Source organism: Pseudoxanthobacter sp. M-2, from assembly GCF_046156265.1.
Classification (GTDB): Bacteria; Pseudomonadota; Alphaproteobacteria; order Rhizobiales; family Segnochrobactraceae; genus CAMDHY01.
Window position 1 is genome coordinate 53,646 of sequence record NZ_JAWDIR010000045.1, and the last position, 21,474, is coordinate 75,119.

Sequence of the window (21,474 nt, forward strand, 5' to 3'; positions counted from 1 at the left end):
ACCGCCCTCAAACCAGCATCTTGCCAGCGTCGTCGATCGCCTCGGCGAGGTCCTCGTCGGTGACCTCCTCGCCGAGCAGCATCTCGTTGTGCCCCTTGCCCGACGGGATCATCGGGAAGCAGTTGGCGAGATTGGCGACGCGACAGTCGAACAGCACCGGCCGCTTCACCGAGATCATCTCGGTGATGGCGTCGTCGAGCTCGTCCGGCTTTTCACAGCGGATGCCGTGGCAGCCATAGGCGTCGGCGAGCTTGACGAAGTCCGGCAGCGCCTCGGTGTAGGAATGCGACAGGCGGTTGCCGTGCAGCAGCTGCTGCCACTGGCGGACCATGCCCATGTACTGGTTGTTGAGGATGAAGATCTTGATCGGCAGGTCGTACTGCGCGGCCGTCGACATCTCCTGCATGGTCATCAGCACAGAGGCGTCGCCGGCGATGTCGACGACCAGGCTACCCGGATGGGCGAGCTGGACGCCGATCGCCGCCGGCAGGCCGTAGCCCATGGTGCCGAGGCCGCCCGAGGTCATCCAGCGGTTCGGCTCCTCGAACTTGAAGAACTGCGCCGCCCACATCTGGTGCTGGCCGACCTCGGTCGTCACGTAGACGTCCTTGTCGCGCGTCAGCGCATAAAGCCGCTCGATGGCGTACTGGGGCATGATGACGTCGCGGCGGCGCTGATAGGCGAGGCTCTTCTTCGCCCGCCAGCCGTCGATCTCGCTCCACCAGCGCTCCTGCGCCTTGCGGTCGGAGACGTGCGCCTCCGAGCGCCACAGGCGCACCATGTCTTCGAGCACGTGAGCGACGTCGCCGACGATCGGCACGTCGACCTTCACCGTCTTGTTGATCGAGGACGGGTCGATGTCGATGTGGATCTTCTTCGAGTTCGGCGAGAAGGCGTCGAGGCGGCCGGTGATGCGGTCGTCGAAGCGGGCGCCGACGCAGATCATCACGTCGCAGTCGTGCATCGCCAGATTCGCCTCGTAGGTGCCGTGCATGCCGAGCATGCCCAGCCACTGCCGGTCGGAGGCCGGGAAGGCGCCGAGGCCCATCAGCGTCGAGGTGATCGGGAAGCCGGTCAGCCGGACGAGCTCGCGCAGGAGCTGGCTCGCCGCCGGGCCGGAATTGATGACGCCACCGCCGGTGTAGAACACCGGTCGCTTGGCGTGCGCCATCAATTCGACGGCGGCGTGGATGGCCGACAGGTCGCCCTTCACCTTCGGACGGTATGTCTTGTGGACGACGTTCTTCGGGCCCGTGTAGATGCCGCGGGTGAACTGGATGTCCTTCGGGATGTCGACGACCACCGGGCCGGGGCGGCCGCTGGTGGCGACATAGAACGCCTCGTGCAGAATGCGCGGCAGGTCCTCGATGCGCTTCACCAGCCAGTTGTGCTTGGTGCACGGCCGGGTGATGCCGACGGTGTCGCACTCCTGGAAGGCGTCGTTGCCGATCAGGTGCGTCGCCACCTGGCCGGTGATGACGACCATCGGGATCGAATCCATCAGCGCATCGGTCAGCGGCGTGACGATGTTGGTGGCACCGGGGCCCGAGGTGACCAGGCAGACGCCCGGCTTGCCGGTCGAGCGGGCATAGCCCTCGGCGGCATGGCCGGCGCCCTGCTCGTGGCGCACGAGGATGTGGCGGACCTTCTCCTGCTGGAAGATCTCGTCATAGATCGGCAGCACCGCGCCGCCCGGATAGCCGAACAGCGTGTCGACCCCGTGGTCGGCCAGCGCCTGGACGACCATCTCGGCTCCCGTCATCTCCCGCGTCATCGTCTTCACTCCGGCTCGGCTGTTCCCGCCGTCTCCGCCCGCCTGTCGCGCGGGCAACAAAAAAGGCCCCCGAAGGAGCCTCGCGTGTGCGCACCACCGTAGACCCGGATGGTCATACCATCCCGGCGGCGCGCCTCCCGATTACGATAAGCTTCAGGCTCGTCATGGGTCTCTCGGTCTTCCCGCCCGGCGCGTCCGGCCCGGAGGCCTTTGCTGTCCGTCGATTTCGCGGCGGACCCTAGACGCGGCTCCGCAGCCGGTCAAGGGGCGATTTCCGGATGTTGCGAAATCGACGCCGCGGCTTCCGCAATGTTGCGCGGCTCGATCCGGCCCCAGTCGCCCATGCGGTTGCGTAACCAGGTTTCCTGCCGCTTGGCGTAGCGGCGGGTGTCGACGACGGACCGGCGGATCGCCTCCTCCAGCGCGACCTCCCCGCGGGCTGCGGCGGCGAGCGGCGCGACGCCGATCGCCCGCATCGCCGGCAGCGCCGGGTCGAGGCCGAGGGCCGCGAAGGCCGCCGCCTCCTCTACGCCACCAGCCGCCACCATCGCCTCGAAGCGCTCGGCGATGCGCTGGTGCAGCCAGGCGCGGTCGGGGGCGATGACGACGCGGACGGTCGGATCGGGCAGCAGCGGCGGCGGTGGCGGCTCGGCCTGCCATTCGGTGAGCGAGCGGCCGGTCGCCTCGAACACTTCCAGCGCCCGCATCAGCCGCTGCGGATCGCTGTCGCGCAGACGCGCCGCACTCGCGGGATCACGGGCGGCGAGGCGAGCATGCAGACCGACGGGGCCGAGGCAGGCCGCCTGCTGGCGGATCTTCTCGCGCACCGCGTCGGGGATCTCCGGCACCATGGCCAGACCGCGCGTCAGCGCCTCGAAATAGAGCCCGGTGCCGCCGACGATGATCGCCGGCCGGCCGCTCTCCGCGGCTTCAACCAGCACCGGCGCGAGGTCGGCGAGCCAGCGGGCGACCGAATAGGCCTGGGCGCCCGCGACGTGCCCGTAGAGGCGGTGCGCCGCGCGCGACTCCTCCTCGGGCGACGGCCGGGCGGTCAGGACCTTGAGCTCGCGGTAGACCTGCATGGCGTCGGCATTGACGACGAAGCCGCCGGTGCGCGCGGCGACGGCGAGCGCCAAGGCCGACTTGCCGCTCGCCGTCGGCCCGGCTATCAGGATCGCCCGCGCGCGCCCCTCCCCGCGTCTCCCCGGGCCCCGGAATTCCTGCATGACCCTCGTCGCCACCCTCGTCTCGAACCCGTCCGCGCCCGCCGTCGATGAAACCGTCCTAGCCGCCGCCCGCGCCGCCCTGCCGGTGCCTGCCGAGGCGACGGTGCTCGCACCCGGTGTCGCGGCGGACCTCGTCTTCGCCGCCGATGGCGCTGCAGCTGCCGACGGACCGGCCGCCGGCGGCGCGATCCGCGCCATCGAGGACGCGGTGCGCGCAGCACTCCGGGGCCGTCCGATCGACGTCTTCGTGCAGCGGGCCGCCGGCCGCCGCAAGCGGCTTCTCGTCGCCGACATGGATTCGACCCTGATCGGCCAGGAGTGCATCGACGAGCTCGCCGCCGAGCTCGGGCTGAAGCCGAAGATCGCGGCGATCACCGAGCGGGCGATGCGCGGCGAGATCGCCTTCGAGCCGGCCTTGCGCGAGCGCGTCGCGCTGCTCGCAGGGCTCGATGCCGGCGTCGTCGAGACGGTCTGGCGCGAGCGCATCCGCGAGATGCCGGGGGCGGCGACGCTCGCGGCGACGATGCGGGCCAACGGCGGCTACGCGGCGATCGTCTCGGGCGGCTTCACGGTCTTCACCGAGCGCGTGGCGGCCGCGCTTGGCTTCGACGAGCACAATGCCAACGAGCTCATCATCGAGGCGGGACGGCTGGCCGGCCGCGTCACCGAGCCGATCCTCGGCCAGGACGCCAAGCGCGAGCGCCTGCACGCGCTCGCCGCCCGCTTTGGCCTGTCTTTGTCGGAGACGCTCGCCGTCGGCGACGGCGCCAACGACCTCGCGATGATCCGCGATGCGGGCCTCGGCGTCGCGTATCGCGCGAAGCCCGCCGTCGCGGCTGAGGCGGATGCCCGCGTCGACCACGGGGATCTGACGGCGCTGTTGTACTTCCAGGGGTATCGGGCGGCGGAGTTCGCGGGGGGCTGAGGCTGCCTCCCCTCCCCCCTCGTGGGGGAGGTGGCGGGCGAAGCCCGCCGGAGGGGGCCGCCGCGCACAAGCGCGGCGGTACGGCGTCAGAGACAATCGCACCGCGCTTCCGCCACCCTCCCCTCGAGGGGGAGGGTCGTCGCGCCGAAGGCGCGGCGGGGTGGGGTGACCGCGGGCGGCAGCCCGCACACGACTTGCGACGCAGCCGAAGTCGCTGACTTTTCTCGCCGCCTCCCGGCGGCGTCACCCCGCCCCGGCGACCGAAGGTCGCCGACCCGCCCCCTCAAGGGGCGGGTGGGTGCCTACCGGCCAACCGCCGCTGCTTACTTCCAGCTCGCCATCTTCGCTTCGAGATTCGAGGCGATCTTCTCGAGGAAGCCGGTGGTCGACAGCCAGCTCTGGGTGTCGCCGACGAGGAGCGCCAGGTCCTTCGTCATGTAGCCGGCCTCGACCGTCTCGATGCAGACCTTCTCCAGCGTCTCGGCGAAGCGCTGCAGGTCGGCGTTGCCGTCGAGCTTGGCGCGGTGCATCAGGCCCCGCGTCCAGGCGAAGATCGAGGCCATCGAGTTGGTCGAGGTCTCCTCGCCACGCTGGTGCTGGCGATAGTGGCGCGTCACCGTGCCGTGCGCGGCCTCGGACTCGACCACCTTGCCGTCCGGCGTCATCAGCACCGAGGTCATCAGGCCGAGCGAGCCGAAGCCCTGGGCGACGATGTCGGACTGCACGTCGCCGTCGTAGTTCTTGCACGCCCAGACATAGCCGCCCGACCACTTCAGCGCCGAGGCGACCATGTCGTCAATCAGCCGGTGCTCGTAGTGGATGCCGTGCTTGACGAACTCGGTCTTGAACTCGGCGTCGTAGATCTCCTGGAAGATGTCCTTGAAGCGGCCGTCATAGACCTTCAGGATGGTGTTCTTCGTCGAGAGGTAGACTGGGTACTTGCGGATCAGGCCGTAGTTGAACGAGGCGCGGGCGAAATCCTTGATGGATTCATCGAGATTGTACATCGCCATAGCGACGCCGGCGCCGGGGAAGGTGTAGACGTCCTTCTCGATCTTGGTGCCGTCGTCACCGACGAAGGAGATCGTCAGCTTGCCCTTGCCGGGCACCTTGAAGTCGGTGGCGCGGTACTGGTCGCCGAAGGCGTGGCGGCCGACGACGATCGGCTGCGTCCAGCCCGGCACCAGGCGCGGCACGTTTTTGCAGATGATCGGCTCGCGGAAGATCACGCCGCCGAGGATGTTGCGGATGGTGCCGTTCGGCGACCGCCACATGTCCTTCAGGCCGAACTCCTTCACGCGGTCCTCGTCCGGCGTGATGGTGGCGCACTTCACGCCGACGCCGACCTTCTTGATCGCCTCGGCCGCGTCGACCGTCACCTTGTCGCTGGTGGCGTCGCGATGCTCGACGCCAAGGTCGAAATACTGGAGGTCGATGTCGAGATAGGGGTGGATCAGCTTGTCCTTGATGAACTGCCAGATGATCCGGGTCATCTCGTCACCGTCGAGCTCGACGACCGGATTCGCCACCTTGATCTTCGCCATGAGGTCCTCGCGTGCGTGCGGAAATTGGGTTCGGCGGAAGGATGCGCCGGGGCCTGGAGGACGGCCGTCACGGCGGTGAAGCGGGGGCGCTATAGCATTCGTCTCGCCCGACGGCCAGAGCGGCTGACTGACAGCCGCGGGAACCATCGCAGGCGCCTCCGGTTGTCGCTGCGAGGCGAGTGGGGCGGCGAAAGGGAGTTTCAGCGATGGCGCGGTGCGACCAGTGCGGCAATGACTATGACAAGGCCTTCCGGATCGAGATCGGCGGTCGACGGCTGACGTTCGATTCCTTCGAGTGCGCGATCGAGATGGCGGCGCCGCGGTGCGAGCACTGCGACTGCCGCATCATCGGTCACGGCGTCGAGGCGGACGGCCGCATGTTCTGCTGCGCCCACTGCGCCTCCCATGCGGGCGCCGAAGGCCTGCGCGACCGGGCCTGAACGGCCGGCCGGATGGCCTCCGGCGCAGCGGCCTCCGGCTCAGTCGAGATTGAACTCGACGCTGGTGGAAGGCTCGCCCTGCAGTCCCTTGTAGGTGACGGTGATGATCTGGCCGGGCTTCGGCGGCGTGAGCGGTGAGAACGAGCCGACCGAGACGAGGTCGCCGGCCTTCAGCGCCTTGCCCTCGGCGGCGAGCTCCTGGGCGACCCAGATGACGGCGTTCAGCGGGTTGCCGAGCACGGCGGAGCCCGGGGCCGTCGACAGCACCGCGCCGTCGCCGTCGGTCATCACGACTTCAGCGTTGGCGAGAGCCGATACGCCTGCGGGCGAGGTATCGATCGGCGCGAGTTCGCCGAGCACGCCGAGACGGGCGCCGACGTTGGAGGCCGCCAGTACCGAGGCAGTGAGTTGCTTCGGATCGGCGAGCATCAGGTCGGCGAGCTCGATGAACGGCCGCACGCCGGCGATGTGCTGGATCGCCTCTTCCGGCGTGCCGGCGGCGTTGATGCCCTCGTCGGCGACGACCAGCACCATGTCGGCCTCGTAGACAGGCTTGATGCCGAAGTTCGGCGAGAGCTGCGCCCCGGCGCCGAGGATCATGTCCTGCAGCAGCACGCCGAGCACCGGCGCCGTGGCGCCGAAGCGCTCCTGCACCGCCTTGTTGGTGAGGCCGGCCTTGTAGCCGACGACGGGGCCGAGGGTCTTGCCGAGATCGGCGACGAGCTTGTTGCGGGCGCAGGCGGCATCCGCCGCATCGAGCCCGGTGCCGAACGCCTCGACCGGCTGCTTGGCGAGATAGGCCTTGGCGAAGGCCGCGACCGTCGCGTCGTCCGGGCACGCGGCCATGGCTGCGCCCGGCAGCGACAGCGCGAGGGCGGCGGCGACGGCGAGCGGGGCGAGCGTCAGGCGGAGAGTCGACGGGCGGAACGGCATTTCAGATCCCCACGAACTCAAGGCGGCGCGTCCGCCGAGCGCAGACTTTAGCGAGCCGGCTGCGGCGTGCCCAGCCGTCGACGCACGCTCCGCGGCCCAGTGCCGACGGCGGACACCGTCGGCCGACCAGGCCTCGAAGCACGTTCGGCTGGCGGATCGTCAGGTCGACAGGTCGTCGTCGTCGAGATTGGTGATGACGCGCCGGTTCTGCGACTTGCACTCGATCTCCGGGCAGTCGCGGACGAGGCGGTCGCGTCCGTAGCCCTTGGCGCGCAGGCGGTCGGCAGCGACGCCGCGCGAGACGAGGAAGGCCTTCACGGCCTCGGCACGGCGCAGCGACAGCGCCATCTGCGCCTCGGGCGTGCCGCTGTCGTCGGCGAAGCCCTGCACGCGCGCCCGCCAGGTCGGGTACTGGTTGAGCCAGACGGCCTGCTTGTCGAGGGTGACGATGGCGGTCTGGTCGATCTCGTCGGAGCCGGCCTTGAAGAAGACCCGGCGGCCGACGTTGACCATGAAGTCCTCCTCGCTGCCCGGCGCCATCGCGAGGCCGGCCATCGCCGGGGCGTCGGTCGCGACCGGCGTGAGGTTCGTGCTGCCGGCGTCGAACGAGCCGCCGGAGCAGCCGGCGACGATGAGCGCGAGGCCCAGCGCCAGGGCACCGCCGAGGTGCCTCGCGGACGCGAGGAAAGTGTTGGTCGACACGCGGCAGCCCCTCCATTTGAGCCGTCGCATGGCGACGGCCCTCAGTCCCCTATGCTCCCCACGGCATCCGAAGCCGGTGGCGCGCCTCAGGTCGCCTTCTCGGCGATGTGCGGCAGCACCAGCACCTTGGTGCCGATCGGCACGCGCTGGTAGAGGTCGATGACGTCCTCGTTGAACATGCGGATGCAGCCGGAGGAGACGTCCGAGCCGATGCTCCACGGCTCGGTGGTGCCGTGCACGCGGTAGCCGAGGTCGGCGCCGTTTCGATAGAGATACAGGGCACGGGGGCCGAGCGGGTTGTCGGCGCCGCCTTCCATGAAGCGCGGCAGGTCCGGCCGGCGCTGCAGCATCTCGGGCGGCGGCGTCCAGGTCGGCCAGATCGCCTTGCGGTCGACCTGCGCCGTGCCGTACCACTTGAAGCCTTCCTTGCCGACACCGACGCCGTAGCGTAGCGCGGTGTTGTTCTCGAAGATCACGTAGAGGAAGTGGTGCCGCGTATCGATGACGACGGTGCCCTGCGGCTCGGTGCTGTAGTACTGCACGATCTGCCGCTTCCACTGCGGCTTGATCACCTGGAACTTGGTCGCCCGGAAGACGACGCCGTTGTCCTCGGTGGTGCCGTTGAACCACTTCGAGGCGTTGCTCTGGGCGAAGGCCGGCGCCAGCCCGGTGGCAAACGCCGCCGTCAGCGCCAGGCCGCCGGCGACGAGTTCGCGCCGCGTCAGTCCGCGGCCTGCCGCCGCCTCATCCATCGACCCGTCGGGTGCCTTATCGCGCTCGAAAGCCATGAACGGTCGTCCTCCTCCGTCGGCCATCCGCCCCGTCCTGGATGCGCCGGACGATCGATCCACCGGTTGTCCCGCGCCCCCGCGGAAGTGCCGACGCGAAGCGGTTCGGCCAAGTCGCAGAGATAGCGGCGAAAACGCGGCGCGGTCAACGCCGCGAGCGCCAGATTGCCACACCCGGCGCTTGTCGGCGAGACGCGGATGCGTTACGAACGCGTCATGTCGACGAACCTGCACAACGGCGCGTGGTGGTGGCCTGCCTTCTGAGGCGGCCCGCGCGCGATGTTTTTCAGGACGCGATGAAGAGGGGCCGCCGGGGTGACCGGGCGGCCTTTTTCGTGTCGACACCGTTCTCCCCCTCAGCCCAAGTCTGGTAGACGGTCGCTCGCGAAGGGCGCCGCCCGGCACGAGCGTGCCGGCACGAAAGGGTCGATCGATGTCCCACACCGGGGAAGTCACCTACGTCACCGACGGCGGCGTCGCGGTGACGCGCAGCCACCGCGAGGTTCCCTACGCCGGCGCCATCGCGCCCTGGGTCGACCGGCTCGATGCCGAGCGCGGCGCCGTGTTCTCCTCGAGCTACGAGTTCCCCGGCCGCTACACCCGCTGGGACTTCGCGCTGGTCAACCCGCCGGTGGCGGTGGAGACGCGCGGCCGGCAGGTGACGGTGACGGCGCTGAACGATCGCGGCCGGGTGCTCGTGCCCGCGATCGAGACGGTGCTGCGCGCCTCGCCGGACGTCGCCGCGGTCTCCGGCGACGCCGGCCTGCTGTCGGTGACGGTGAAGGAGCCGGCCGGGCCGTTCACGGAGGAGGAGCGGTCGCGCCAGCCGTCGGTGTTCTCGGTGGTGCGGGCGATCGTGGCGTTGTTCCGCTCCGACGAGGACCCGCACCTCGGGCTCGCCGGCGCCTTCGGCTACGACCTCGCCTACCAGTTCGAGCCGATGCCCTTGAAGCTCGAGCGGCCCGACGACCAGCGCGACCTCGTGCTGTTCGTGATGGACGAGTTCCTCGTCGTCGACCACTACGGCCGCAAGGCCTCGGTTCATTCCTACGACTTTGCCATCGGCGGCGCCTCGACGAAGGGACTGCCGCGCGACGGCGAGAAGGTCCCGTTCGAGGCGGCCGACCGGGTCGTCGGGCGCGGCGACCATGCGCCGGGCGAGTATGCCAAGACGGTCGAGAAGGCGATCGACTACTTCCGCCGCGGCGACCTCTTCGAGGTGGTGCCGGGGCAGGTGTTCACCGAGCGCTGCCCGGCGCCGCCCTCGGCGGTGAGCCGGCGGCTGTCGGCGATCAACCCGGCGCCCTACGGCTTCTTCATGAACCTCGGGCGCGGCGAGTGGCTGGTCGGCGCCTCGCCGGAGATGTTCGTGCGCGTCACCGGCGGCAAGCGCGTCGAGACCTGCCCGATCTCCGGCACCATCGCCCGCGGCCGCGACGCCATCGAGGACGAGGCGCAGATCCGCAAGCTCTTGAACTCCAAGAAGGACGAGGCGGAGCTGACGATGTGCTCCGACGTCGACCGCAACGACAAGGCGCGCGTCTGCGTGCCCGGCTCGGTGCGCGTGCTCGGCCGCCGGCAGATCGAGATGTACTCGCGCCTCATCCACACCGTCGACCACATCGAGGGGATGCTGCGCGAGGGCATGGACGCGCTCGACGCCTTCCTGTCGCACGCCTGGGCGGTGACGGTGACGGGCGCGCCGAAGCGCTGGGCGATGCGCTTCATCGAGGAGAACGAGCGCACACCACGGGCCTGGTACGGCGGCGCCATCGGCATGGTGCTGTTCAACGGCGACCTCAACACCGGCCTGACGCTGCGCACGGTCCGCATCAAGGACGGTGTCGCCGAGGTGCGGGCCGGGGCGACCGTCTTGTTCGATTCCGATCCGATGGAGGAGGAGCGCGAGACGGAGCTGAAGGCCTCGGCCATGCGCGCCGCGATCCGCGAGGCGGCCAACCCGCCGGTGGCAGCGATGGCGGCTGCGGCAGCGCACGCCGGCGAGCCGGTGCGGGTGCTCCTCGTCGATCACGAGGATTCGTTCGTGCACATGCTCGCCGACTATCTCCGCCAGACCGGCGCGGTGGTGACGACGCTGCGCACGCCGCTCGCCGAGGCGGCCTTCGACACGGTGCGGCCCGATCTCGTGGTGCTGTCCCCCGGCCCCGGCCGGCCGACCGACTTCGACTGCGCCACGACGATCGCCCGGGCGCGGGCGCGCGGCATCCCGATCTTCGGCGTCTGCCTCGGGCTGCAGGCGATCGTCGAGGCGTTCGGCGGACGGCTCGGCCAGCTCGAGCTGCCGATGCACGGCAAGCCGTCCGAGGTGACGGTAAAGGAGCCGGGGCGGCTGTTCGCCGGCATGCCCGACCACTTCGCCGTCGGCCGCTACCACTCGCTCTACGCCGATCTCGCGGTGCTGCCAAAGGAGCTCGTCGTCACCGCCGAGACCGCCGATGGCGTGGCGATGGCGATCGAGCACGTCAGCGAACCGATCGCGGCGGTGCAGTTCCACCCCGAATCGATCATGACGCTGTCGGGCGAGACGGGCATGGCGATCGTGCGCAACGCCATCGGCCGCCTGGTTGCCGACAAGACCGCGCGGCGCGCCGTACCGGGCTGAAAAGTCTAAACAAACCGTGAAGACGACAGCTCGGCGGAGCGCCACCGTTTCGCCGTGCTGATCGTTCACGTCAGGTTCAGCAGGCGAACGTCAAAGTTCGTCCCAACAAGGCGGAGGTGGGCGCAGAAGGCTGCGCGGGCACTCCGGCCGGGAGAACCTAGAAATGACGTCGAACGGTATGAGTGGACGCTGGTCCGACCGGGTGGGCAAGAGCCTCATCGGTAAGGGCATCCTGGCTCTGACCTGCGCCGCGGTGGCGGTGACGGCCCTGCCCGCCTTGAACGCCGGCGGTGGCATCTCGCTGGTTCCGGAGGCGAGCGCCCAGGAAGCCAGGGACATCGATTCCTTCTATGAGGACCTCGCTCCCCATGGCGACTGGGTCGAGCACCCCGACAACGGCTACGTCTTCATTCCGGCCGGAGTCTCCCCCGACTGGCGTCCCTATACCGTCGGGCAATGGATCTGGACCGAGGACTATGGCTGGTACTGGGAATCCGAGGAGCCGTTCGGCTGGGCGACCTTCCACTACGGCCGCTGGGGCTATGACGACGACTATGGCTGGTACTGGGTGCCGGGCGACGAATGGGCGCCGGCCTGGGTAAACTGGCGCGACAGCGAGGACGACAGCGTCACCGGCTGGGCGCCGATCGCGCCGCCGCGGCAGGGCTATGCGGTCGGCTATGTCGGCAACCCGGAGCCGGCGATCGAGCAGTCGTGGGTATTCGTGCCGACGGCGCGGATGGTCTCGCCGCGCGTCTATCAGTACGCCTATCCGGTCCGCGAGACGGTGGTCTACGTCAACCGCACGCCGCGCCGCTGGTACCTGCCGCGCGACCGCTTCTACGTGAACCGGCCGTTCGCCCGCGAGCGGGTGGTGAAGTATGTCGGCGTCGGCAACGTGCCCGTCCGCAAGGTGACGATCGTCACCCGCCGGCCGGCCTGGGGCGTGCGCAACAACGATGCGATCTTCGTCTACCGGCCGCGCTACGACAGTCGCGTCGTCGTTCGCAACCCGCCGCGGGTGGTGAAGAAGGTCGAGGTCGTCAAGAAGGTCAAGGTCGAGAAGACGGTCATCAAGAAGGACGTCAACGTCAAGAAGGAGACGGACGTCAAGAAGGTGAACGTCCGCGAGGAGACCAAGAAGCAGGAGAACCGGGACGTCCGCAAGGAGGAGGCCCGGAAGGAAGAACAGAACAAGCAGCGCCGCGAGGAGCAGGCGAAGCAGGAGCGCTTGGAGCAGAAGGCGCGCCAGGAGCAGAAGCAGCGCCAGGAGACCAAGCAGGAGCAGAAGCAGCGGCAGGACGCCAAGCAGGAGCAGAAGGCCCGGCAGGAGCAGAAAGCCGAAAAGCAGCAGAAGCAGGAGCAGAAGGCGCAGCGCCAGGAGCAGAACCAGAAGCAGCAGCGTCAGGAAGCCAAGGCCGAGAAGCAGCAGCGCCAGGAGCAGAAGGCTCAGAAGCAGGAAAAGCAGCAGCAGAAGGCCGAGAAGCAGAAGGCGAAGTGCGAGAATAATCCGAACAAGTGCAACTAGGTTCGGACGAGGCTCGCTGCGCACTGAGGCATTGACGGATGAATGTGCGGCCGGCGATCATCGCCGGCCGCTTTTGTTTTCGGGGGGAAGAGTCGACGCTTGGGACGCTCACCCCTTCGTCGTCATTCCAGGCCTTGTGCCGGGAATCATCCCCTCGAGAAACGACGTCGCGGGAAGCGCGACAGCCCGCAGATCCGGCGCCCTGCTTCTGCTCCTGGGAACGTCCCGGTGGTTCGCCCGTTGAGGGGCGACACTCTGGAGGACGGCAGCCATGACCACCGACGCGGATCTCGAACGCAAATTCTGGAAGGCGCTTGCCTCCGACATGACGATGATGGTCGGCATCGACGGCGTCGAGGACGGGCACGCCCGGCCGATGACGGCTCAGCTCGACGGCGACGAGGACGGCGGCCCGATCTGGTTCTTCACCTCGAAGGACAACGGGCTCGTGCAGGCGCTGCCCTCGGGAAATCGCGCCATCGCGACGTTCACCTCCAAGGGCCACGACCTCTTCGCCAGCGTGCACGGCAAGCTCGCGATCGAGCAGGACCGGGCGATGGTCGACCGGCTCTGGAACAGCAACGTCGCCGCGTGGTTCGAGGGCGGCAAGGATGACCCGAAGCTCGTCCTGCTGCGGCTCGATGCCGAGACCGCCGAAATCTGGGCCGATGCGTCGAGCCTGGTCGCCGGCATCAAGGCCCTGTTCGGCGCCGATCCCAAGGAAGACTACAAGGACAAGGTCGCCAAGGTCGCCCTGCGCTGACGCGGCGATCGCCACCATGACGCCGCGGACCGCGTCCGCGGCGTTTGCGTGTCCGCCGCCAACGCCGACTGCCTTGGCACTGGGCGGTTGTAGCGCCGCCTACTCGGCGGCGGGGGTCGGCCGCAAGGCGCGGTTCGACTCCGGCTCGCGGATCTTCTCGCGGAAGGGTGCGGCCGGGTAGGTGCCGAGGATCTTCAACTCGGCCGAAAAGAACGCGAGTTCCTCGAGTGCCAGCGCGAGCGACGGGTCGTCCGGATGGCCCTCGACGTCGGCATAGAACTGCGAGGCGAAGAACTGCCCGGCGAGCTGGTAGGACTCGAGCTTCGTCATGTTAACGCCGTTGGTGGCGAAGCCGCCGAGCGCCTTGTAGAGGGCAGCCGGCACGTTGCGCACCCGGAAGACGAACGTCGTCACCTTCAGGCCGCCGTCACGGGTGGTCACCGCCGGTGTGCGCGACAGGATGACGAAGCGCGTCGTGTTGTGCGCCTCGTCCTCGATATCCTCTGCGAGCACGTCGAGACCGTAGATCTCGGCGGCGAGGCGCGACGCGATGGCGGCCTGCGTTGGGTCGCCGATCTCGGCGATCTGGCGGGCGGAGCCGGCCGTGTCGGCTCCGACGACGGGGATGATGCCGAGCTTGCGGATGGTGCGGCGGCACTGGCCGAGGGCCTGTACGTGGCTCTGCACCGTCTTCAGCGAGGCGAGCGTCGCGCCGCGCACGGCCATCAGCTGGTGGCGGATCGGCAGGAAGTGCTCGCCGATGATGTGGACGTCCGCGTCGGGCAAAAGATGGTGGATGTCGGCGACGCGGCCGGCGACCGAGTTCTCGATCGGGATCATCGCGAGGTCGACGGTCCGCTGTTCCAGCGCCGCGAAGCAGTCCTCGAAGGTCGCGCACGGCACCGGCTCGCCGTCGGGATAGATCTCCAGACTGGCGATGTGGGAGTTGGCGCCGGGTTCGCCCTGATAGGCGATGCGCGTGCGCTCGGTCATGGGATGCGTCCTCGTCAGGTCTCGAAAGGTATGGGGCCGGCCTCACCCGAGCTCGGCGCGGGCGCGGGCGAGGTCTTCGGGCGTGTCGACGCCGAAAGGCACGCCGTCGACCAGCCCGATGTCGATGCGCATGCCGGCTTCCAGCGCCCGCAGCTGCTCGAGTTTCTCGCGCTGCTCAAGCGGCGACGGTGGCAGGGCGACGAAGCGGGCGAGCGCCTCCCGGCGATAGGCATAGAGGCCGATGTGGTGGAACAGCGGCCCCTCCCCCCACGGCGCGGTGGCGCGGGTGAAATAAAGGGCACGCAGCCGGCGGGGGCCAATCGGCGTGCCGACCGCCTTCACCACCTGCGACAGCGTCCGCTCCTCCTCCCGCACGATCTCCGAGGCGAGCGTCGCGATCGCAACCTCGGGATCGTCGAGCAGGGCAGCGGCCCCGGTCAGCAGCGCTGGATCGATGGTCGGCAGGTCGCCCTGCAGGTTGACGACGACGTCGTGGCGACGATCGGGGTCGATCGTCTCGAGCGCCTCGAAAATGCGGTCGGAGCCGGACTCGTGGTCGGGGCGGGTGAGTACCGCGGTGCCGCCGGCCGCTTCCACGGCGGCCGCGATGGCGGCATCGTCGCAGGCGACCACCACGGGACCGATGCCGGCGGCGAGGCCGCGCTCGAGCACGTGGACGATCATCGGCTTGCCGGCGATGTCGGCGAGGGGTTTGCCGGGCAGGCGGGTCGACGACATGCGGGCGGGGACGACGACGATCGGGCGGGCCATGGAGGTCTCGGGCTGTATCGGAGAGGTGGGTGGAGCGGAGGCCACGGTGACCGGGAACCGGGGGCCGCGGTCGCGGACCCGAGGATCGCGGGGGCGCCGAGACATGGCGGTCATGGGCGGCGGCGCCGGCTTGGTGTCGAATTGTCTCACGCCGCGGCGGACTTATAGGCATGGACACAGCGGAGTTGAAGCGGCTAGTTTCCGCGCCGTCGGGCTATGCGGCCGCCGGTCGGCGCCGCGACCCGTATGATATGACCGGAACCGCCGGCCACTTCGCCACCGCTCGACGCGGGCGAGGCTGCCGAACGACCCGTGACTGCCGCCGTAGCGGCCGCGCTGCGCGGCTTTGGGCGCCTCCGAGAGTGGGACGCGATGGACTCTTTCGAGCTGAACAAGGTTGTCGGTGCCGTGCTCGGCGCCGGCGTCTTCGCGATGGGCCTGGGCTTCGTCTCGGACCTGCTCTTCACGTCGCACCCGCCGGCGACCCCCGGCTACCTGATCGAGGTAGCCGAGGCGGCCCCGACCGAGGAGGGTGCCGAGGCCCCGGCCGCGACGCCGCTGCCCGTGCTGCTCGCCCAGGCCGACGTCGCCAAGGGTGAGTCCGCCGCCAAGAAGTGCATCGCCTGCCACAGCTTCGAGAAGGGCGGACCGAACAAGGTCGGCCCGGACCTGTGGGGTGTCGTCGACCGCGAGATCGCCCATCACCCGGGCTTCGGCTATTCGGCCGGCATGCAGGCCTTCGCGGAGCAGGAGAAGACCTGGACCTACGCGCACCTCGACGCCTTCCTCGCCAACCCGCGCGCCGTCGTGAACGGCACGGCGATGAGCTTCGCCGGCATCCGCAACGACCAGGAGCGCGCCGACCTCGTCGCCTACCTGCGCACGCTCGCCGACAGCCCGGTGCCGCTGCCGCCGGTCGAGGAGGCCACGGCGACGACGGAGACCGCACCGGCCGCCGAGACCCCGCTTCCGGCAGCGTCCACGGCGACGTCGCCCGACCCCGCTCCGGCCCCGGCCGAGACGCCGGCTCCGGCGGAGTCGCCTGCTCCGGCAGCGCCTGCCGAGGCTCCCGCACCCGCCGAAGCGCCTGCGCCGACCGAGGCTCCGGCACCGGCCGAGGCACCGGCACCGACGGAAGCCCCGGCTCCGACCGAGACGCCCGCCCCCGCCGCACCGGCGCAGTGAGGGGGGCGGCGTCCGCCGGCCGGCGGGCGCACGGCTGAATGACGAGACAGGGGGCGGTGACGCCCCCTTTTTCATGCCCGGACATCCCTCCGGCGGGGCGAAGGCGAATTAAATTTTCTCCACGCGGCGCCTCTGCGGTGTCCCTCCCCGGCCCGCGACCCTAATATCCCGGGATCGATCCACCGACCCGGACGCAGCATGATCCGTTTCCTCGCCGCCTTCGGCCTCTCCGCCCTCCTCGCCCTGCCGGGCCTGTCCGTCGCGTCGGCGCAGGACGCGGCGACAGAGAACGGTGGCGCTCCGGCGGCCGGCGCCGCGCCGGCCTCTCCCCAGCCGGCAGCTCAGGCCGAGCCAGCCTGGCGGACGGGCACGGCGCTGATCGGCGAGCCGAAATACACGGACGGCTTCACCCACTTCGACTACGTCAACCCGCAGGCGCCCAAGGGCGGGCTGGCGCGATTTTCCGCCGACGGCACGTTCGACACCCTGAACTTCGTGGTGCCCAAGGGCACGCTGGCGGCCGGCGCCAGCAATCTCCTCTACGACACGCTGATGACCTCGTCCTATGACGAGGCGTCGTCGATGTACGGCCTCGTCGCCGAGGCGATGCGCTATCCGGACGACTTCTCGTCGGTGACGTTCCGGCTGCGGCCAGAGGCGAAATTCCACGACGGCGCGCCGATCACGCCGGAGGACGTCGTCTGGTCGTTTGAGGTGCTGACGAAGAACAATCCGCAGCAGCAGTACTACTACCGGCACGTGACGAAGGCCGAGGTGACAGGCCCCAGCGAGGTGACCTTCACCTTCGACGAGACCGGCAACCGCGAGCTGCCGCACATCGTCGGCCAGCTGACCGTGCTGCCGAAGCACTGGTGGGAGGGCACGGACGCGCAGGGCAACACCCGCGACGTGACCCGCAGCACGCTCGAATGGCCGCTCGGCTCCGGCCCCTACCGGATCAAGCGGGTGGTGCCGGGCCGGACCATCGCCTACGAGCGCGTGCCCGACTACTGGGCGAAGGACCTGCCGGTGAACGTCGGCCAGAACAACTTCGACGAGCTGCGCTGGGAGTATTTCCGCGACGACACCGCCGAGCTCGAGGCCTTCAAGGGGGACCAGTTCGACTGGCGCGTCGAGACCTCGGCGAAGAACTGGGCGACGGCCTATGACTTCCCGGCCGTCCGTGATGGGCGGGTGAAGCTCGAGAGTTTCCCGGACGAGGGTTCGGGCGTGATGGTGGGGTTCATCCCGAACCAGCGGCGCGAGATGTTCGCCGACCCGCGGGTGCGCCGGGCGCTCGACCTCGCCCTCGACTTCTCGGAGATGAATCGCGTCCTGTTCTTCGGGCAGTATTTCCGCGTCGACAGCTACTTCTACGGTACCGACCTCGCCTCGAAGGGCCTGCCGGAGGGGCCTGAGCGCGCCATCCTGGAGGAGATCGCCGCCAGCCTCACGCTGGAGGACCGCGCCCGCTCCATGCCCGAGGCGATCTTCACGACGGCCTACACCTCGCCGAACTCCGAGACGCCGCAGGGGGTTCGCGACAACCTACGTGAGGCGCTGCGCCTGCTGCAGGAGGCAGGCTGGAAGCTGCAGGGCCGCCAGCTCGTCGATGCCCAGGGCAAGCCCTTCCGCTTCGAGTTCCTGCTGAACGGGCCGACCTTCGAGCGGGTGGCGCTCCTCTACAAGCAGTCGCTCGCGAAGATCGGCATCGAGATGTCCGTCCGCACGGTCGACACGTCGCAATACATCGAGCGGATACGCAACCGCGACTTCGACATGATCTACGGCGGCTGGGGCCAGTCGCTGTCGCCCGGCAACGAGCAGTGGGCCTATTTCGGGGCTGACGCCGCCGACCACGCCGCCTCGCAGAACTATGGCGGCATCAAGAACCCGGCGGTCGAGAAGGCGATCCAGCGCGTCGTCTTCGCCAAGGACCGCGACGACCTCATCGCGGCGACGAAGGCGCTCGACCGCATCCTGCTGTGGAATCACTACATCGTTCCCGGCTGGACGCTTCCCTTCACCCGCGTCGCCGTCTGGGACCGCTTCGGCCACGCCGAGCCGCTGCCGATGCTGACGCCCGGCTTCCCGACCACCTGGTGGTGGGACGAGGCCAAGGCCGCCAAGGTCGGGCGGGCGCCGCAGTGACGAGCCCGATGGACGCCGGGAGGGGAGCGGCGCCGGGCAGGACGGCGCGGCGGGGCGAGACCCGCCGGACGGTGCTGACGATCGCAGCCGGCGCCGCACTGGCGGCCGGCTTCGGCGGACGTGCCGTGGCGCAGGAGGGCGGTGGAGCGGCTGCCGTCGCACCGAAGATGCCGGCCGGCGAGCAGCACGGCATCTCCGTGTTCGGCGACCTCAAGTACGGCCCGGACTTCGCCAACTTCGAGTGGGTGAACCCGGCGGCGCCGAAGGGCGGGCGCATCGTCTTCACCGCGCCGAACTGGGCCTACAACCAGAACCCGCAGACCTTCAACACCTTCAACACCTTCATCCTGAAGGGCGACGCGCCGCCGCGAGTCGAGACGATCTTCGACAGCCTGATGGTGCGCGCGCTCGACGAGCCGGATGCTCTCTACGGCCTCGTTGCCCGCTCCGTGGAGCGCTCCGAGGACGGCAACACCTTCACGTTCCGGCTGCGGCCGGAGGCGCGCTTCAATGACGGCTCACCGCTGACGGCCGAGGACGTGGCGTTCTCCCTGACGATCCTCAAGGAGAAGGGCCACCCGATCATCGCCCAGACGATCCGGGAGATGACCGCGGCGGAGGCGACGGCTCCGGATACCGTCGTGGTGCGCTTCTCCGGCCAGCAGTCACGCCAGCTCGTCATGGTGATCGCGACGCTGCCGATCTTCTCGAAGGCGTACTATGCGACCCGCGAGTTCGACGCCTCGACGCTCGAGCCGCCGCTCGGGTCCGGGCCCTACCGCATCGGCCGCTTCGAGCCGGGCCGCTACATCGAGTACGACCGGGTCGCCGACTGGTGGGCCGCCGACTTGTCGACCGCCCGCGGCCGCTTCAACTTCGACGTCGTGCGCCTGGAGTTCTACCGCGACCGCCAGGTGGCGTTCGAGGCCCTGAAGAAGGGCGAGGTGACATATCGGGAGGAGTTCACCTCGCGCACGTGGGCGACCGAATACAACTTTCCGGCCGTCACCGATGGCCGCGTGCGCCTGGAGACCTTTCCCGACGACAGCGCATCCGGCGCCCAGGGCTTCTTCATGAACCTGCGCCGCGAGAAGTTCGCCGACCCGCGGACGCGGGCGGCGATCGGCCTCTGCTTCGACTTCGAATGGTCGAACAAGGCACTGTTCTACGGCCTCTATCTCCGCACCGAATCGTTCTTCCAGAACTCGGCGATGATGGCGACCGGCCTTCCCTCGCCCGAGGAACTGGCCCTGCTAGAGCCATTCCGGGGCCAGATTTCGGATGCGGTGTTCGGCGAGGCGTGGCGGGCGCCGGTGAGTGACGGCAGCGGTCAGGATCGCCGGCTGCTGCGTCAGGCGAGCGACCTCCTGCAGGAGGCCGGCTGGCGGCGGGAAGGCAGCCGGCTGGTGGACGCCGCCGGCCGCCCGTTCACCATCGAGTATCTCGAGAACGACAACTCTTCGAGCCGCATCATCCAGCCGTTCTTCCGCAACCTGCAGCGGGTCGGCATCGAGGCGACGGAGCGCATCGTCGATCCCGCCCAGTACCAGGCCCGCACGGACGGCTTCGACTTCGACATGACCGGACTGCGCTTCTCCCTGCCAGAAACGCCGGGCGAGGAGCTGCGGCAGTTTTTCACCTCCGAGAGCGCCCGCACCAACGGCAGCCGCAACATGGCCGGCATCGCCAACCCGGCCGTCGACGCCCTGGTCGAGCTCATCATCGCGGCACCGACGCGACAGGACATGACGGTGGCCGCCCGCGCCCTCGACCGTGTATTGCGCGTGGAACTGCCGTGGGTGCCGAACTGGTACAAGGCCTCCCACAACGTCGCCTTCTGGGACCTGTTCGGCAGCCCGGCGACGAAGCCGCGCTACGGCTTCCCGGTCGAGACGACGTGGTGGTGGGATACCGGGCGGGCCGAGAAGCTGGGCCGGACGGGCTGAGGTCACACGATGGGCGCCTACGTCCTCCGCCGCATCCTCCTGATGATCCCGACGCTGATCGGGATCATGGCAGTGAGCTTCGTCATCATCCAGTTCGCCCCCGGCGGACCGGTGGAGCGGGTGATCGCCCAGATCACCGGCACCGACACGTCGGCGACGGCGCGCATCAGCGGCGGCGGCGGCGACTTCGCCGGCTCCGGCGTGCAGGGCCAGGGGACGGGTGGCTCGACCTCCACCTATCGCGGCGCGCAGGGGCTGGACCCGGAGTTCATCAAGCAGCTCGAGCAGCAGTTCGGCTTCGACAAGCCGCCGCTGGAACGATTCCTGAAGATGATCGGCGACTACGCCACCTTCAATTTCGGCGACAGCTACTTCCGCGACATCTCGGTCCTCGAGCTGATCCTCGAGAAGCTGCCGGTGTCGATCTCGATCGGGCTGTGGATGATGGTGCTGTCCTACGGCATCTCGATCCCGCTCGGGGTGGCGAAGGCGGTGCGCGACGGCTCGCGCTTCGACATCTGGACCTCGGCGGTGGTGATCATCGGCTACGCCATCCCGAGCTTCCTGTTCGCGGTGCTGCTCATCGTGCTGTTCGCCGGCGGCTCGTTCTGGAACATCTTCCCGCTGCGCGGGCTCGTCTCCGACGATTTCGCCACCCTGCCGTGGCACCAGCAGATCCTCGACTACCTCTGGCACATGGTGCTGCCGATCACCGCGATGACGCTCGGCGCCTTCGCCACCACGACGCTTCTGACGAAGAACTCGTTCCTCGAGGAGGTCCGCAAGCAGTACGTGATGACGGCACGCATGAAGGGCCTGACCGAGAACCGCGTCCTCTACGGCCACATTTTCCGCAACGCCATGCTGATCGTCATCGCCGGCTTCCCGGGCGCCTTCATCGGGGCGTTCTTCGGCGGGTCGCTGCTCATCGAAACGATCTTCTCGCTCGACGGGCTGGGGCTGCTCGGCTTCGAATCGGTGATCAACCGCGACTACGCGGTGGTGTTCGCGACCCTCTACATCTTCTCGCTGATGGGCCTCGTCGTCGGTCTGATCTCCGACCTCACCTACATGTGGGTCGATCCGCGCATCGACTTCGAGAGCCGTGAGGTCTGACGTGGACGCGCGCGCCGACGCTCTCCCGCCCACCGTCGCGACGGCAAACCCGCCGCGGTCGCGGTG

Annotated in this window: 17 protein-coding genes; 9 read left to right on the plus strand and 8 right to left on the minus strand. The window is 69.1% G+C overall.

Annotated features, from left to right (window positions below; translation table 11 throughout):
- Positions 1–7: 7 nt before the first annotated feature.
- On the minus strand, positions 8–1,774 hold the full coding sequence (locus tag RUR49_RS21585) for an acetolactate synthase 3 large subunit (protein WP_409148511.1): 1,767 nt from the start codon (positions 1,772–1,774) through the stop codon (positions 8–10).
- A gap of 260 nt (positions 1,775–2,034) precedes the next feature.
- Positions 2,035–3,000, minus strand: coding sequence for a tRNA (adenosine(37)-N6)-dimethylallyltransferase MiaA (gene miaA / locus RUR49_RS21590; RefSeq protein ID WP_409148512.1), 966 nt, complete (start codon positions 2,998–3,000; stop codon positions 2,035–2,037).
- Between miaA and serB the strand changes: the two genes are divergently transcribed.
- Positions 2,999–3,925, plus strand: a complete 927-nt coding sequence (gene serB, locus RUR49_RS21595; RefSeq protein ID WP_409148513.1) for a phosphoserine phosphatase SerB — start codon at positions 2,999–3,001, stop codon at positions 3,923–3,925. The two genes, miaA and serB, sit on opposite strands and share 2 nt — an antisense overlap.
- Positions 3,926–4,248: 323 nt before the next feature.
- On the opposite strand, the gene RUR49_RS21600 is transcribed toward serB, so the two are convergent.
- Complete coding sequence (locus RUR49_RS21600; RefSeq protein ID WP_409148514.1) at positions 4,249–5,469, minus strand: NADP-dependent isocitrate dehydrogenase; 1,221 nt, start codon at positions 5,467–5,469, stop codon at positions 4,249–4,251.
- Between the two features lie 206 nt (positions 5,470–5,675).
- Here RUR49_RS21600 and RUR49_RS21605 point away from each other — a divergent pair, with 206 nt between their 5' ends.
- Entirely contained in the window at positions 5,676–5,909 is a 234-nt protein-coding gene (locus tag RUR49_RS21605; protein ID WP_409148515.1) for a hypothetical protein, read from the plus strand.
- Positions 5,910–5,948: 39 nt separating this feature from the next.
- On the opposite strand, the gene RUR49_RS21610 is transcribed toward RUR49_RS21605, so the two are convergent.
- The 3 genes from RUR49_RS21610 to RUR49_RS21620 all read right to left on the minus strand — a co-directional run bounded on the left by RUR49_RS21610 (position 5,949) and on the right by RUR49_RS21620 (position 8,296).
- Positions 5,949–6,842 carry a 2-keto-4-pentenoate hydratase gene (locus RUR49_RS21610; RefSeq protein WP_409148516.1) on the minus strand — a complete coding sequence of 298 codons (894 nt, stop codon included), beginning with the start codon at positions 6,840–6,842 and terminating at the stop codon, positions 5,949–5,951.
- A 159-nt stretch (positions 6,843–7,001) separates the two neighbouring features.
- On the minus strand, positions 7,002–7,544 hold the full coding sequence (locus RUR49_RS21615; protein WP_409148517.1) for an OmpA family protein: 543 nt from the start codon (positions 7,542–7,544) through the stop codon (positions 7,002–7,004).
- A gap of 86 nt (positions 7,545–7,630) precedes the next feature.
- A complete protein-coding gene (locus RUR49_RS21620) occupies positions 7,631–8,296 on the minus strand; it encodes a L,D-transpeptidase (RefSeq protein WP_409148750.1) in 666 nt (221 codons plus the stop codon).
- 469 nt (positions 8,297–8,765) lie between these two features.
- Here RUR49_RS21620 and RUR49_RS21625 point away from each other — a divergent pair, with 469 nt between their 5' ends.
- The 3 genes from RUR49_RS21625 (at position 8,766) to RUR49_RS21635 (ending at position 13,246) form a co-directional block, all read left to right on the plus strand.
- Positions 8,766–10,955 carry an anthranilate synthase gene (locus RUR49_RS21625; protein ID WP_409148518.1) on the plus strand — a complete coding sequence of 730 codons (2,190 nt, stop codon included), beginning with the start codon at positions 8,766–8,768 and terminating at the stop codon, positions 10,953–10,955.
- Positions 10,956–11,118: 163 nt separating this feature from the next.
- Positions 11,119–12,483, plus strand: coding sequence for a DUF6600 domain-containing protein (locus tag RUR49_RS21630; protein WP_409148519.1), 1,365 nt, complete (start codon positions 11,119–11,121; stop codon positions 12,481–12,483).
- A 271-nt stretch (positions 12,484–12,754) separates the two neighbouring features.
- Entirely contained in the window at positions 12,755–13,246 is a 492-nt protein-coding gene (locus RUR49_RS21635) for a pyridoxamine 5'-phosphate oxidase family protein (RefSeq protein WP_409148520.1), read from the plus strand.
- A 99-nt stretch (positions 13,247–13,345) separates the two neighbouring features.
- Here the strand turns inward: RUR49_RS21635 and RUR49_RS21640 are convergent, their stop codons facing one another.
- Entirely contained in the window at positions 13,346–14,239 is an 894-nt protein-coding gene (locus RUR49_RS21640) for a prephenate dehydratase (protein WP_409148521.1), read from the minus strand.
- Positions 14,240–14,281: 42 nt separating this feature from the next.
- Positions 14,282–15,010, minus strand: coding sequence for a 3-deoxy-manno-octulosonate cytidylyltransferase (locus RUR49_RS21645; protein ID WP_409148522.1), 729 nt, complete (start codon positions 15,008–15,010; stop codon positions 14,282–14,284).
- Positions 15,011–15,382: 372 nt separating this feature from the next.
- Here RUR49_RS21645 and RUR49_RS21650 point away from each other — a divergent pair, with 372 nt between their 5' ends.
- The 4 genes from RUR49_RS21650 to RUR49_RS21665 all read left to right on the plus strand — a co-directional run bounded on the left by RUR49_RS21650 (position 15,383) and on the right by RUR49_RS21665 (position 21,408).
- The gene (locus tag RUR49_RS21650; protein ID WP_409148523.1) at positions 15,383–16,195 is read left to right on the plus strand and encodes a c-type cytochrome; all 813 of its coding nucleotides are present in this window, start codon (positions 15,383–15,385) and stop codon (positions 16,193–16,195) included.
- Between the two features lie 198 nt (positions 16,196–16,393).
- Entirely contained in the window at positions 16,394–18,346 is a 1,953-nt protein-coding gene (locus RUR49_RS21655) for an extracellular solute-binding protein (protein ID WP_409148524.1), read from the plus strand.
- An 8-nt stretch (positions 18,347–18,354) separates the two neighbouring features.
- Positions 18,355–20,292, plus strand: a complete 1,938-nt coding sequence (locus tag RUR49_RS21660) for an extracellular solute-binding protein (protein ID WP_409148525.1) — start codon at positions 18,355–18,357, stop codon at positions 20,290–20,292.
- Positions 20,293–20,301: 9 nt separating this feature from the next.
- Positions 20,302–21,408, plus strand: coding sequence for a microcin C ABC transporter permease YejB (locus tag RUR49_RS21665; RefSeq protein WP_409148526.1), 1,107 nt, complete (start codon positions 20,302–20,304; stop codon positions 21,406–21,408).
- The last annotated feature ends 66 nt before the right edge of the window (positions 21,409–21,474 follow it).

What these genes read in the sequence shown, in the direction of transcription:
- RUR49_RS21585 (WP_409148511.1), bottom strand. Translation starts at nt 1,774, where the DNA reads ATGACGCGGGAGATGACGGGAGCCGAGATGGTCGTCCAGGCGCTGGCC.
- serB (WP_409148513.1), top strand. Translation starts at nt 2,999, where the DNA reads ATGACCCTCGTCGCCACCCTCGTCTCGAACCCGTCCGCGCCCGCCGTC.
- miaA (WP_409148512.1), bottom strand. Translation starts at nt 3,000, where the DNA reads ATGCAGGAATTCCGGGGCCCGGGGAGACGCGGGGAGGGGCGCGCGCGG.
- RUR49_RS21600 (WP_409148514.1), bottom strand. Translation starts at nt 5,469, where the DNA reads ATGGCGAAGATCAAGGTGGCGAATCCGGTCGTCGAGCTCGACGGTGAC.
- RUR49_RS21605 (WP_409148515.1), top strand. Translation starts at nt 5,676, where the DNA reads ATGGCGCGGTGCGACCAGTGCGGCAATGACTATGACAAGGCCTTCCGG.
- RUR49_RS21610 (WP_409148516.1), bottom strand. Translation starts at nt 6,842, where the DNA reads ATGCCGTTCCGCCCGTCGACTCTCCGCCTGACGCTCGCCCCGCTCGCC.
- RUR49_RS21620 (WP_409148750.1), bottom strand. Translation starts at nt 8,296, where the DNA reads ATGGATGAGGCGGCGGCAGGCCGCGGACTGACGCGGCGCGAACTCGTC.
- RUR49_RS21625 (WP_409148518.1), top strand. Translation starts at nt 8,766, where the DNA reads ATGTCCCACACCGGGGAAGTCACCTACGTCACCGACGGCGGCGTCGCG.
- RUR49_RS21630 (WP_409148519.1), top strand. Translation starts at nt 11,119, where the DNA reads ATGACGTCGAACGGTATGAGTGGACGCTGGTCCGACCGGGTGGGCAAG.
- RUR49_RS21635 (WP_409148520.1), top strand. Translation starts at nt 12,755, where the DNA reads ATGACCACCGACGCGGATCTCGAACGCAAATTCTGGAAGGCGCTTGCC.
- RUR49_RS21640 (WP_409148521.1), bottom strand. Translation starts at nt 14,239, where the DNA reads ATGACCGAGCGCACGCGCATCGCCTATCAGGGCGAACCCGGCGCCAAC.
- RUR49_RS21645 (WP_409148522.1), bottom strand. Translation starts at nt 15,010, where the DNA reads ATGGCCCGCCCGATCGTCGTCGTCCCCGCCCGCATGTCGTCGACCCGC.
- RUR49_RS21650 (WP_409148523.1), top strand. Translation starts at nt 15,383, where the DNA reads ATGGACTCTTTCGAGCTGAACAAGGTTGTCGGTGCCGTGCTCGGCGCC.
- RUR49_RS21655 (WP_409148524.1), top strand. Translation starts at nt 16,394, where the DNA reads ATGATCCGTTTCCTCGCCGCCTTCGGCCTCTCCGCCCTCCTCGCCCTG.
- RUR49_RS21660 (WP_409148525.1), top strand. Translation starts at nt 18,355, where the DNA reads ATGGACGCCGGGAGGGGAGCGGCGCCGGGCAGGACGGCGCGGCGGGGC.
- RUR49_RS21665 (WP_409148526.1), top strand. Translation starts at nt 20,302, where the DNA reads ATGGGCGCCTACGTCCTCCGCCGCATCCTCCTGATGATCCCGACGCTG.